The 13,215-nt window shown below is 63.4% G+C and carries 10 protein-coding genes (1 of these 10 cut by a window edge); 8 read left to right on the top strand and 2 right to left on the bottom strand.

Annotated features, from left to right (window positions below; all coding sequences use genetic code 11):
• Positions 1-48: 48 nt before the first annotated feature.
• The 7 genes from ptsP (at position 49) to NKH03_RS02400 (ending at position 10,431) form a co-directional block, all read left to right on the top strand.
• Positions 49-2,319: a phosphoenolpyruvate--protein phosphotransferase gene (gene ptsP / locus NKH03_RS02370; RefSeq protein ID WP_352867781.1), complete on the top strand. Its 2,271-nt coding sequence runs from the start codon at positions 49-51 to the stop codon at positions 2,317-2,319.
• 10 nt (positions 2,320-2,329) lie between these two features.
• The gene (gene prfA, locus NKH03_RS02375) at positions 2,330-3,409 is read left to right on the top strand and encodes a peptide chain release factor 1 (RefSeq protein WP_352867779.1); all 1,080 of its coding nucleotides are present in this window, start codon (positions 2,330-2,332) and stop codon (positions 3,407-3,409) included.
• Positions 3,402-4,280 carry a peptide chain release factor N(5)-glutamine methyltransferase gene (gene prmC / locus NKH03_RS02380; RefSeq protein WP_352879040.1) on the top strand — a complete coding sequence of 293 codons (879 nt, stop codon included), beginning with the start codon at positions 3,402-3,404 and terminating at the stop codon, positions 4,278-4,280. The genes prfA and prmC overlap by 8 nt, the downstream gene beginning before the upstream one ends.
• 307 nt (positions 4,281-4,587) lie before the next feature.
• Entirely contained in the window at positions 4,588-5,505 is a 918-nt protein-coding gene (locus NKH03_RS02385) for a DUF4167 domain-containing protein (RefSeq protein WP_352867773.1), read from the top strand.
• A gap of 222 nt (positions 5,506-5,727) precedes the next feature.
• Positions 5,728-8,334 carry an ATP-dependent chaperone ClpB gene (gene clpB / locus NKH03_RS02390; RefSeq protein WP_352966948.1) on the top strand — a complete coding sequence of 869 codons (2,607 nt, stop codon included), beginning with the start codon at positions 5,728-5,730 and terminating at the stop codon, positions 8,332-8,334.
• Between the two features lie 60 nt (positions 8,335-8,394).
• Positions 8,395-8,760: an MmcQ/YjbR family DNA-binding protein gene (locus NKH03_RS02395; protein WP_352867768.1), complete on the top strand. Its 366-nt coding sequence runs from the start codon at positions 8,395-8,397 to the stop codon at positions 8,758-8,760.
• Between the two features lie 150 nt (positions 8,761-8,910).
• Positions 8,911-10,431 (top strand): L,D-transpeptidase family protein, encoded by a 1,521-nt coding sequence (locus NKH03_RS02400; protein WP_352966986.1) that lies wholly within the window; start codon positions 8,911-8,913, stop codon positions 10,429-10,431.
• On the opposite strand, the gene NKH03_RS02405 is transcribed toward NKH03_RS02400, so the two are convergent.
• Positions 10,405-11,037, bottom strand: a complete 633-nt coding sequence (locus tag NKH03_RS02405; RefSeq protein WP_352867765.1) for a TMEM175 family protein — start codon at positions 11,035-11,037, stop codon at positions 10,405-10,407. The genes NKH03_RS02400 and NKH03_RS02405 overlap by 27 nt on opposite strands.
• Positions 11,038-11,189: 152 nt before the next feature.
• On the opposite strand from NKH03_RS02405, the gene NKH03_RS02410 reads away from it, so the two are divergent.
• Positions 11,190-12,749, top strand: a complete 1,560-nt coding sequence (locus NKH03_RS02410) for an MFS transporter (protein WP_352966950.1) — start codon at positions 11,190-11,192, stop codon at positions 12,747-12,749.
• Between the two features lie 30 nt (positions 12,750-12,779).
• Here NKH03_RS02410 and NKH03_RS02415 read toward each other — a convergent pair whose 3' ends face one another.
• Positions 12,780-13,215, bottom strand: the end of a protein-coding gene (locus NKH03_RS02415; RefSeq protein WP_352966952.1) for a M23 family metallopeptidase. Its footprint extends 1,532 nt past the window's final position; only the last 436 of its 1,968 coding nucleotides appear in the window; the start codon falls outside the window, past its right edge — the gene reads right to left on this strand; it ends in the stop codon at positions 12,780-12,782.

The raw sequence follows: 13,215 nt of genomic DNA on the forward strand, positions 1-13,215 counted from the left end.
GCGGTGGAAACTGCGTCGGGCAGAATGCCCATTGGAGAACAAGCCGCGATGCGTGATCAGGCCAGTGGCCCGCGCGTTTTGCTGAAACGGCTCCGCGAGCTCATGCAAGAGCCGCTGGAGCCGCAGGAGCGGCTTGACCGGATCGTGCGCGACATCGCCTCCAATATGGTCGCCGAAGTCTGCTCGCTCTATGTGCTGCGCTCCGATTCGGTGCTCGAACTCTACGCCACCGAGGGTTTGAACCCGAACGCCGTCCATCTGGCGCAGTTGCGATTGGGGCAAGGCCTGGTCGGCACGATCGCGGCCAGTGCGCGGCCGCTCAACCTTTCCAATGCGCAGGAACACCCGGCATTTGCCTACCTGCCGGAGACCGGGGAAGAGATCTACAACTCCTTCCTCGGCGTGCCGGTGCTGCGGGCAGGGCGCACGCTGGGCGTGCTGGTGGTGCAGAACAAGACCATGCGCCATTACCGCGACGACGAGGTCGAGGCGCTGGAAACGACGGCGATGGTGATCGCCGAGATGATCGCCACCGGCGATCTGGCGCGGCTGACCAGGCCAGGCCTTGAACTTGATCTGCGCCGCCCGGTCAGCTTCACTGGCCTGTCCTTCAATGAAGGCGTCGGGCTTGGCCATGTCGTGCTGCACGAGCCGCGCATCGTCGTCACCAATTTGTTCAACGAGGACAGCGAGGAAGAGGTCCGCCGGCTCGAGACCTCGCTCGGCTCGCTAAGGCTCTCCATCGACGACATGCTCGAACGCCGCGACGTCGCCTTCGAGGGAGAGCATCGCCAGGTTCTGGAAGCCTATCGCATGTTCGCCAACGATCGCGGCTGGGTCCGGCGACTGGAGGAGGCGATCCGCAACGGCCTGACCGCCGAGGCTGCCGTGGAAAAGGTGCAGAGCGACATGCGCGCCCGCATGCTGCACATGACCGATCCGTATCTGCGCGAACGGATGAGTGATTTCGACGACCTCGCCAACCGGCTGCTGCGCCAGTTGATGGGGCGTGGGCCGGAGGATGTCGCCGCATCGCTGCCGAAGGACGCCATCATCGTCGCCCGCTCCATGGGAGCCGCCGAACTGCTCGACTATCCTAGGGACAAGATGCGCGGGCTGGTGCTCGAGGACGGTGCCGCGACCAGCCACGTCGTCATCGTTGCGCGCGCCATGGGCATCCCTGTCGCTGGCCAGATGAAGGGCGCCGTTTCCATGGCGGAAAACGGCGACGCCATTATCGTCGATGGCGAAGAGGGCGTGATCCATTTGCGGCCGCAGGCCGATCTCGAAGCCGCCTATGCCGAAAAGGTGCGGTTCCGGGCGCGCCGGCAAGAGGTCTATCGCGAGCTGCGCAAGAAGCCGTCGACGACCAGGGACGGTGTCCAGGTCGATCTTTTGATGAATGCCGGCCTTGCCGTCGACCTGCCGCAGCTCGTCGAATCGGGTGCGGCCGGCATCGGCCTGTTTCGCACCGAGCTGCAGTTCATGGTCGCCTCGACATTTCCCCGGGCCGAGGCCCAGGAAAAACTCTACCGCGACGTGCTGGAGGCGGCGCGCGGCAAGCCTGTCACCTTCCGCACCATCGATATTGGCGGCGACAAGGTGCTGCCCTACTTCAAGGGCTCCATCCAGGAAGAGAATCCGGCGCTTGGCTGGCGGGCGATCCGCCTGACTCTTGACCGGCCGGGGCTGCTGCGCACCCAGATCCGCGCCTTGCTCAAAGCCAGCGGCGGGCGTGAGCTCAAGCTGATGCTGCCGATGGTGACCGAGCTTGGCGAGATCGCCCAGGCACGCGAGATCATCGACCGCGAAGTGCGGCATTTGTCACGCTTTGCCCATCATTTGCCGACCAGCCTGAAGCTGGGGGCGATGCTGGAAGTGCCGTCGCTCTTGTTCCAGCTCGACGAATTGATGAAAGCGGTCGATTTCGTCTCGGTCGGTTCGAACGACCTGTTCCAATTCGTCATGGCTGTCGACCGCGGCAACACGCAACTGGCGAACCGCTTCGACACGCTGTCGGCGCCGTTCCTGCGCGTCCTGAAGCAGATCGCCGATGCCGGTGTCCGCAACCACACGCCGGTAACCCTGTGCGGCGAACTCGCCGGAAAACCTATCTCGGCGATGGCGCTGATCGGCCTCGGCTTCCGCTCGATCTCGATGTCGCCGGCCTCGATCGGCCCGGTCAAGGCGATGCTGACGGAACTGCCGCTGGATGAGTTGGAGGCATTCTTCGACGACAATCTGATGGCGCCGGCGCAGGGTTTGCCGATGCGGGCGCTGCTGCAGGCCTTTGCCGACGACCGTTCGATTCCATTGTAGCAGCCTCATCATGGTCAACCTGCCCCGCGATCGTATGGATCAAGTCGTCAAGCGTTTCGAGATGCTCGAAGCGCAGATGTCGGCTGGCCCGGCGCCGGATGCCTATGTGCGGATGGCGTCCGAATATGCTGAAATCCAGGACATGGTGGCCAAAGTCAGGGCACTGCGCTTGGCCGAGCATGAGCAGGCCGACCTCGAAGCCATGCTTGCCGACAAGGGCACCGATGCCGAGATGCGGGCGCTCGCCGAGGCCGACCTGCCGGAGGTCGAGGAACGCATCGAGGCGCTGCAGAAGGACATCCAGATCCTGCTGTTGCCCAAGGATGCCGCCGACGACAAGAACGCCATTCTCGAAATCCGCGCCGGCACAGGCGGCGATGAGGCGGCGCTTTTCGCCGGCGACCTGTTTCGCATGTATGAGCGCTACGCGGCCGAACGCGGCTGGCGTTTCGAGACGGCCTCGGCCAGCGACGGCGACGCCGGCGGCTACAAGGAAATCATCGCCACGGTGTCGGGCAAGGGCGTCTTTGCGCATCTGAAATTCGAATCCGGCGTGCACCGCGTGCAGCGCGTGCCGGCGACCGAGGCAAGCGGGCGCATCCACACGTCGGCCGCCACCGTCGCCGTGCTGCCGGAAGCCGAGGAGGTCGACATAGATATCAGGCCCGAAGACATCCGCATCGACACGATGCGCGCCTCGGGTTCGGGCGGCCAGCACGTCAACACCACCGATTCGGCTGTGCGCATCACTCATTTGCCGACTGGCATCATGGTGGTGCAGGCGGAGAAGTCGCAGCATCAGAACCGGGCGAAGGCCATGCAGATCCTGCGCGCCCGCCTCTATGACCTCGAGCGTGGCAAGGCCGACGAGGAGCGCTCCGAATCACGCAAGTCGCAGGTTGGCTCCGGCGACCGCTCCGAGCGCATCCGCACCTACAATTTCCCTCAAGGCCGCGTCACCGACCACCGCATCAACCTGACGCTCTACAAGCTCGACCGGGTGATGATGGGCGAGCTCGACGAGATCATCAACGCGCTGATCGCCGATCACCAGTCGAAGCTGCTTGCCGACATCGGTATCGATGGCTGATCAACTGCCCGAGACGCTCGGGCCGCTGCTGCGGGAAGCGCAGGCTCGGCTTGCCGCTGCCGCTACCGATGATCCGGCGCTCGATGCGCGGCTGATCGTCGAGCATTTTTCCGGCACCACGCGTACGCAAGCCATCGCGGACCCCGAACGCAAGGTCGACGCTGGCGTCGTTGCCCAAATCGATGCCGCCTTAAGGCGCCGCGCCGGCGGCGAGCCGGTGCATCGCATCCTAGGCTATCGCGAATTCTATGGTTTGCGCCTGTCGCTGTCGCCGGAAACGCTGGAGCCGCGGCCGGATACCGAAACGCTGGTCGACGCGATGCTGCCTTTCGTCAAGGCAATTGCGGTCCGGGATGGCGCATGCCGCATCCTCGATCTAGGCACCGGTACCGGCGCCATCGCGCTGGCGCTGCTCAGCGCCGTGCCGGCCGCGATCGCCACCGGTGTCGATCTGTCCGCGGGCGCGCTGGCGACGGCGACCCGCAATGCCGGGCAACTGGGCCTTGCAGGGCGGTTCACAGCGCTCCAGTCGGACTGGTTCGAAAAAGTTTCGGGCCGGTACCATGTAATTGCCGCAAACCCTCCCTATATACCCTCCGAAGACATTGGAAATCTGCAGGACGAAGTCCGCAATTTCGACCCGCGCCTTGCCTTGGATGGCGGCGCGGACGGTCTGAACCCCTATAGGATCATCGCCGCGGAGGCGGCGAGATTTTTGGAAACTGAAGGCAGGATTGCGGTCGAGATCGGCCACACGCAGCACGACCAAGTCTCGGAGATATTCACTGCTGCCGGCTACGTGCCGGGCGGTGCTTTTCGGGATTTTGGCGGAAACGACAGGGTTCTTGTCTTTGAAAGGATAAAGCCTTGACGCAGTGCAAAAAGCGCTTGGCAATGCCGGGGAATGCGGCTAGGGTCGCCTTAACCGGATGAGACGAAGCAGGCAGTGCTCTTAGCGATTCGGTTTTCCTTGGAAATAGCTGCCTTCTTGCGCAACCGATGCCCAAGCTTCGTGCGGGAATCGTCCGGCAAGTGATGTAACCGGAACAGGATGGCACGTGGCGCCAACGCAATTGATGCGGGCGAACGCCGGTGAAGAGACGAAGCGGCTGGCTGCATGAGCGCCTCCGTTCGTGAAGAGTTTTCGAAAATTTCAAGATGACAATGAAGAGAGTTTGATGAGGCCACAACAGCAGAACAGGCGCATGCGCGGTCGCAACAACAGTGGCGGCGGCGGTAGCAACAATAACAACAATAACAACAACAACCGCAAGGGGCCGAACCCCCTGACGCGCAACTACGAGAGCAATGGCCCGGACGTCAAGATCCGCGGTTCGGCTCAGCAGATCGCCGAAAAATACGCCACCCTTGCCCGCGACGCGCAAAGCTCCGGCGATCGGGTCATGGCGGAGAATTATCTCCAGCACGCCGAACATTACAATCGCATCATCGCGGCCGCGCAGGCGCAGATGCCGATCCAGAACACGCAGCAGAATCGCGATGATTTCGATGATGACGGCGACGAGGATCGCGACGATTTCGACAATACCGGCAACAACAACACTGTTTCCGACGCCCAGGTGCCGGTGATCAACCATGGCGCCGGCCCGCAGCCGGTCATCGAAGGCATGCCGGCCGAGGTTGCGCTCAACCGGGAAGGTGGCCGCGACAATAGCGGGCGCAACAATGGTGGCCGCGACAACAATGGTGGACGCCATCGCGATCGTCGCCCCAATGGCGGTTACGGCCAGAGCGGCCAGCGCGACTATTCATCGTCCGCCGAGCAAGGTGGTCAGCCCCAGAGCAACGAGCCCGCAATTCAGGGCGAAGCCGCTTCGCCGACCGAGTCCGTTGCGGCGGCCGAACCTGCTCCGTTGTTCGAGAACCTTTCGCCAGCGGGCCTTGCCGCCCGGGCCGAGCTCAATGAGGCGGCCGCCGAAAGCGGTGCTGCCCGTCGCCCGAGGCGTCCGCGCCGTCCGCGCGTCAACGCCAATCAAGTCGAGGGCGGTGGCGACAATGCCGAAGCTGGCGAGGTGGCTGCGGCCCCGGCCGACGGCGGCAACGCTGAACCGGCCATTGTCGACATCGACAACTGATCGAACGACATTTCAAACACTTTGAGCGGCGGGGAGAAATCCCCGCCGTTTTTGTTTTGTGCCGCGATGGAATATTATGCGTTGACCGACATCAAGGCGCCTTGAGACAGCATGGCCTATGCACCATATCTCGGCTGAACAGGATCCGGCTCGAATGGGCGGATTCGTCACCGCAATCTGATCCGGTGCCGCAAAGCGGGCCGGTGATGGAAGGAGACAGATATGAACCTTGAGAAATACTCCGAGCGCGTGCGCGGCTTCATCCAGTCCGCGCAGACCATGGCGCTCTCCCGCAACCACCAGCAGTTCACGCCTGAACACATCCTGAAAGTGCTCGTCGACGATGACGAGGGCCTGGCCGCATCGCTGATCGAGCGCGCCGGCGGCAACGTCCGCGACGTCAAGCTTGGCGTCGAGACGGCGCTCGAGGCGATGCCCAAGGTCGAGGGCGGCAATGGCCAGCTCTATCTGGCGCAGCCGTTGGCAAAGGTGTTCTCGACCGCCGAGGAACTGGCCAAGAAGGCCGGCGACAGTTTTGTCACCGTCGAGCGGCTGCTGCAGGCGCTCGCCATGGAGAAATCGGCCAAGACCGCCGACATCCTGGCCAAGGCCGGTGTCACCGCGCAGGCGCTCAACCAGGTCATCAACGACGTCCGCAAGGGCCGCACCGCTGATTCCGCGAGTGCCGAACAGGGCTACGACGCGCTGAAGAAATATGCGCGCGACCTGACCGCGGATGGGCGTGCCGGCAAGCTCGATCCGGTGATTGGCCGTGACGACGAGATCCGACGCACCATTCAGGTGCTGTCGCGCCGCACCAAGAACAATCCGGTGCTGATCGGTGAACCGGGCGTCGGCAAGACGGCGATCGCCGAAGGCCTGGCGCTGCGCATCGTCAATGGCGACGTGCCGGAATCGTTGAAGGACAAACAATTGATGGCGCTCGACATGGGCGCGCTGATTGCCGGCGCCAAATACCGCGGCGAGTTCGAGGAGCGGCTGAAGGCCGTGCTCTCCGAAGTCACCTCGGCCAGCGGCAACATCATCCTGTTCATCGACGAGATGCACACGCTGGTCGGCGCCGGCAAGGCGGACGGCGCCATGGATGCGTCGAACCTGTTGAAACCCGCGCTTGCGCGCGGTGAACTACACTGTGTCGGCGCCACCACGCTCGACGAGTACCGCAAGCATGTCGAGAAAGATGCAGCCCTTGCCCGCCGCTTCCAGCCGGTGTTCGTCGATGAGCCGACGGTGGAAGACACCGTTTCGATCCTGCGCGGCCTGAAGGAAAAATACGAGCAGCACCACAAGGTGCGTATCTCGGATTCGGCGCTGGTGGCGGCGGCGACGCTGTCCAACCGCTATATCGCCGACCGGTTCCTGCCGGACAAGGCGATCGACCTCGTCGACGAAGCCGCTTCGCGACTGCGTATGCAGGTCGATTCCAAGCCCGAAGCACTGGATGAGATCGATCGCCGCATCATGCAGCTCAAGATCGAGCGCGAAGCGCTGAAGGTCGAGACGGACGATGCCTCGAAGGACCGGCTCGCCCGCCTGGAAAAGGAACTCGTCGGTCTCGAAGAGGAATCGGCCGAGATCACCGCCAAGTGGCAGGCCGAGAAGCAGAAGCTCGGGCTTGCCGCTGACCTCAAGAAGCAGCTCGACGAGGCGCGCAACGACCTTGCCATCGCCCAGCGCAAGGGTGAGTTCCAGCGCGCCGGCGAGCTTGCCTATGGCAAGATCCCGGAACTGGAAAAGAAGCTGAAGGAGGCCGAGGCTCAGGACGGCAAGGTCGGCATGGTCGAAGAGGTGGTCACCCCCGACCACGTCGCCCATATCGTCTCGCGCTGGACCGGCATTCCGGTCGACAAGATGCTGCAGGGCGAGCGCGACAAGCTGCTGCGCATGGAAGACGAGATCGGCAAGCGCGTCGTCGGCCAGGGCGAAGCGGTGCAGTCCGTCTCGAAAGCCGTGCGTCGGGCGCGTGCGGGCCTGCAGGATCCGAACCGGCCGATCGGCTCGTTCATGTTCCTCGGGCCGACAGGCGTCGGCAAGACCGAACTGACCAAGGCGCTGGCGAGCTTCCTGTTCGACGACGAGAGCGCCATGGTGCGCATCGACATGTCGGAGTTCATGGAGAAGCACTCGGTTGCCCGGCTGATCGGCGCGCCTCCCGGCTATGTCGGCTATGAGGAAGGCGGCGCGCTGACCGAAGCGGTGCGGCGGCGGCCCTATCAGGTCGTGCTGTTCGACGAGATCGAAAAGGCGCATCCCGATGTCTTCAACGTGCTGTTGCAGGTGCTCGACGACGGCCGCCTGACCGATGGCCAGGGCCGCACGGTCGACTTCCGCAACACGCTGATCATCATGACCTCGAACCTCGGTGCTGAATATCTCGTCAATCTCGGCGAGGACCAGGATGTCGACGCCGTGCGAGACGAGGTGATGGGCGTGGTGAGGGCATCGTTCCGGCCGGAATTCCTCAACCGCGTCGACGAGGTGATCCTGTTCCACCGGCTGCGCCGGCAGGATATGGGCCGCATCGTCGAGATCCAGCTCAAGCGGCTGGAGAGCCTGCTTGTCGACCGCAAGATCACGCTTTCGCTGGATCAGGAGGCGATCGACTGGCTGGCGGCCAAGGGTTACGACCCGGCCTACGGCGCGCGGCCGCTGAAGCGAGTGATGCAGAAGGAGTTGCAGGATCCCCTGGCGGAGAAGATACTGCTTGGCGACATTCTTGACGGCTCGACAGTCAAGGCGACAGCCGGCTCCGACCGGCTGAACTTCCGATCGAAGCCGACGATCGTCGCGGCGGAAGCGGCGGCCTGATCCAACGCCGCGCGTCCATTCTGGACGCGCGGCGTTTTCATACGAAAAACGAGAGCACTGATGACGCTGGACGACTACAACAGCTTCTGCGCCTCGCTGCCCTCGACGACCCATGTCGTCCAATGGGGCGGTGCCCATGTCTGGAAGGTCGGAGCCAAGGTCTTTGCGATCGGCGGCTGGGGCCAGGGCGACCAACTTTTCGTGACCTTCAAATGCTCCGATATCGCCTATGATGTGCTCAAGGAGCAGCCGGGTCTGCGGCCCGCGCCCTATCTTGCCTCGCGCGGCATGACATGGATCCAGCGTCGGACAAGCCAGAGCATGGATGATAGTGCGCTGAAGGACTATCTGCGCGAGAGCCATCGCCTTGTCGCCCTGAAGCTGACCAAGCAGGTGCGCAAGGAATTGGGACTTGCCGCAAGCTAGATAATATTCGCCGATGCGCCGGAAACCGCCATCTTCATGCCCGGTTCATGTTGGAACCATATGGTGACTAACTGGTTTGCTGGCGAAGGGGTTCGCCTTACAGGGACACTGCCGGGCGGCGGCAATTACGGACCGGAGAGCTTCGCCACCATGCTGCGCACGATCTTCACCCTCTCGGTACTTGCCGGCGGGTTTTTATCTTCCAATGCCCTTGCCGCGCCGACGCAGGACAGCGCACCACCGATTGTCCGTGCCGCCAATAACGGTGGCGTCCTGCTCGCGCAGGACGGCAATGTGGACATTTATTACGACGCCAGGGGCAACCGCGTCATTGTCGATGCCGATACCGGCAAGGTCATCGCCATCCAACCGCCGCAGACGCGGCTCGACCGTCGAGTGCTGCTTCGCGAGACACGGCTGCGCGAACTGGGCCGCGCCCCCGATGACAATGACCGCTACTATCTCGACGATCCGGAAGACATGGCGCGGTTCCGCCGCAAGCAACTGGAAGAGGAAGGCCGGGTCATCCCGCCGCCGGCGGACGAATACGATCCTAACGGTGACAATTCCGTGGAAGCCTATCCGCCGCCACTGCAGGACGATGGCAGCTACGACAACAATTTTCCCGATGCACCGCAGCCGGCAGAGCCGCGCACCATCACGCGTCAGCCGCTGGACGAGGCCTCGATAGACTCTGTCGAGCCCGCGGCACCTACCGAACAGGCCATGCCCGAGGATCAGGCGGGACTGCCGCCGAAGATCGGCGGCAAGACCATCGACCCGTCGCTTTCGCTGGGAGCACGCCAGGACGTCGCGGCGCTGCAGGTGCTGCTCGACCGGGGTGGCGCTTCGCCTGGCGTCATCGACGGGCGATTCGGTTCGAATGTCGACAAGGCACTCGCCGCCTACAACCAGATCACCGGCAGCAATCTGCGATCGACGGATGCTGTCGGCATCCAGTCGGCACTGGCGCAATCCGGCGGCGACGCTTTCGCCAACTACACGATCACGCCGGAGGATGCGGCCGGCCCGTATGTCGCCTCGATCCCGGAAGACTACAGCCAAAAGGCGCAGCTCGACCGGATGGGCTATACGTCGGTGACCGAAGCACTGGCGGAGCGCTTCCACATGGACGAGAATTATCTCAAGGCGCTCAACCCGGACCTCAATTTCAATCGCCCCGGCACGATCATCAAGGTCGCCAATTTCGGCAGGCTGGTGTCGACGCCGGTGGCCCGCATCGTCGCCGACAAGGACAAGAAAGAGGTTTTCGCCTATGATGCCGGCGGCAAGCTGGTGGCAGCCTATCCCGCCACCATAGGCTCGTCGGATACGCCGTCACCGTCCGGCACGCATGCGGTGTCGCGCGTCGCGCTCGATCCGAACTACACCTACAACCCCAGCATCAATTTCAAGCAGGGTCAAAACAACAAGGTCCTGACCATTCCGCCAGGCCCGAACGGTCCTGTCGGCTCGGTTTGGATCGCGCTGGACAAGCCGACCTACGGCATTCATGGCACACCGGACCCATCGAAGATCGGCAAGACTGAAAGCCATGGCTGCGTGCGCCTGACCAACTGGGATGCCCGTGAGCTGGCCAAGCTGGTTTCGCCGGGCGTGACGGTGGAGTTTGTCGGCGGACCTTCAGCCGATGACTTTGCGCAGCAGTGAACTCCGAAGCGCGGCGGCATAGACCAACTGCACGACCAGGATGAAGCCGATGCCGAGCAAGGGATTGACGAATGACAGTGCGGCGCCGATCGCCCACAGGATTTGCGCCTTGACGATGCGCAGATAGACCGTGCGTTTCGTTTCCGCGTCGATGCCCTCTGCCAGGAAGCCGTTCTTCTCCGCATAGCGCCAGCTGGCGAACAGGGTGACGCCGAGCATCAGCAGATTGAGCCAGTAGACCAGCACGGCGGTTCTGAACTCGAGGAAGTCGGCCAGAAGGTCGGTCGAGAACGGCAGCAGCGCGATGAAGGCGAGAAAGCAGAGGTTCAACGTCGCAAGCCGTCGGTCGGATCTGGCGATCAGACCATGCTGCGCCTGCTGGCCGAACCAGAAGATGGTCAGCGTCAGGAAACTCAAGGCGTAAGTCAGGAAGCGTGGCGCCAGTGCCGCGATCGCGGCAAGCAGCTCGCCTTCGGAATGGATCGCCTCGTGCGCCGGCACCCTGATTTCGAGAACGATCAGGGTAAGCGCGATGGCAAACACCCCGTCGGTGATGCCGACGATACGGCCGCGTCCTTCCGCCGATGCTTCAAGTGGCCGCTTCATCGATTTCTCCCCGTTGCAAATTCCCAGGAAACCTAACATGGCTGCCGCCGTTTGCATCAGAACAGGCGCAATCCCGGCAATGTGGCTGGTTTCAACGACAGCAAGCCACTGGCTGGTTGTTGCCGATGCACTGGAGGTCTAAGCAAGGTTTCATGCATTCACCAAGTGCCGCCGCCGCCGTCCCGCTGACCAGTCCGGGCACGAATCGAACCTTCTGCCCGCAAGCGCAGCGGCGATTTGTGCTGATAGCGGCCATCCTGGCCTCGGCGCTCGGCTTCATCGATGGCTCGATCCTCGCCATCGCCACGCCGGCGATCCGCGTCAACCTCGGTGCCAGCCTGGCGCAAGCGCAGTGGATTTCCAACGCCTATGCGCTGACGCTCTCGGCGCTGATCCTTGCCGGGGGTGCCGCCGGTGACCGATTCGGGCTGCGCCGCGCCTTCGTGGCGGGCATTGCGCTGTTCGTTACCGCTTCGCTTGCCTGTGCGCTGGCGCCGAATGCAATTGTGCTGATTGGATTTCGCGCGGTGCAGGGCATCGGTGCGGCCATCATGGTGCCGGGCAGTCTCGCCATCATCGCCAAGGCCTATCCGAAGAAAGAACGCGGCCGCGCCATCGGCATCTGGGCGGCGGCGTCGGCACTGACCACGGCACTTGGCCCGGTGTTTGGCGGCTTCGTGCTGTCGGCCTTCGGCGACGGCATCTGGCGGGCGATCTTCGCCATCAACCTGCCGCTCGGGCTGATCTCGATCTATCTCCTGCTGGCCAAGGTTCCAGCCGATGCGGCGACGGAGAAACGCAGCCTGGACCTTGGCGGTGCCGCGCTCGCCACATTGGCCTTCGGCGCGCTCGCCTATGGACTAACCTCGACAAGTGCCAGCGGCGAGGACCACATGTCGGGGCCGAGCATTGCAGCCGGTGTCGCGCTGCTTGTCGTCTTTATCTTTTTCGAACTTCGACAGCGCGAGCCGATGATCGACCTGTCGCTGTTTCGCGTCGGCGCTTTCGCCGGCGCCAATGTCGCGACGTTCTTCCTCTATTTCGCGCTGTCGGCCAATCTTTTCTATCTGCCGATGCTGCTGATCGCCGGCTGGGGACTGAGTACGGCCGAGGTCGGCTTCATCTTCCTGCCACTGTCGGCATCGATCGCGCTTTTGTCAGGGCCGGTCGGCCAGTTGTCGGACCGGATCGGCCCGCGTTTTCCGATCGCCTGCGGCAGCCTCATCGTGGCTTTCGCCTTTGCCGGACTTGCCTTGCTCGCCCATGCCGGCATCCACAATTTCTGGACGGGAACATTCCCGCTGATGGCGCTGATGGGGCTGGGCATGGCGCTGGTCGTGTCGCCATTGTCGACCGCGATCATGACGGCGGTGGAAGACAAGGATACGGGTGCGGCCTCCGGCATCAACAATGCCGTCTCGCGCATCGGCGGCCTGATCGCGGTGGCGGCAATGGGTTCGCTCGCCGCCTGGGTCTACGCGCATGCGCTGGATGGCAATGCAACGCCCGGCGTGCCTGGCTTTGGCGAACCGGCAACGGTAGCGCTTGCGCCCGCCGTCGACGCGGCAAGGCTTGCCGCGAGCGACGCTGCGTTTGCCGCTGTCTCCGCGGTGACAGCGCTGCTTTGCCTGCTTTCGGCTGTCATCGCCTGGACGACCATTTCCGGGCAACCGCTGCCATGGCCGCGGGATGCCGAAAATCCGCAAGGCTGAGAAATTCAGCAAGGATGGAGGCCGACGGAATCAACCGTCGATCTTGGCGCTCGCAACCTTCAGCGAGTCACTGTCTTCCTGCTTCAGCAGATCGTCGATGCGCTCGCGCTCGCGCTTGAAGGCGACGAGGTCATCGCCTTTCAGCACCTTGCCGACCGGCAGCCGGACGCGCATCGAATCGACTTTGGTGCCGTTGACGATCAGCTCGTAGTGGAGGTGCGGACCGGTGGAGAGACCGGTCTGGCCGAGATAACCAATGATCTGCCCCTGGCGCACGCGCACACCGGGTTCGATGCCTTTGGCGAAGGCGCTTTGGTGATTGTATGATGTCTCGTAGCCGTTGGCATGGCGCAGGATGATCTGCTTGCCATAGCCGCCGGACCAACCCGCCTTCTCGACGACACCATTGCCAGCGGCGATGATCGGCGATCCGATGGGAGCGGCCCAATCGGTGCCGGTGTGCATG

The sequence above is a fragment of the Mesorhizobium sp. M1406 genome (assembly GCF_040317555.1).
GTDB lineage: Bacteria > Pseudomonadota > Alphaproteobacteria > Rhizobiales > Rhizobiaceae > Mesorhizobium.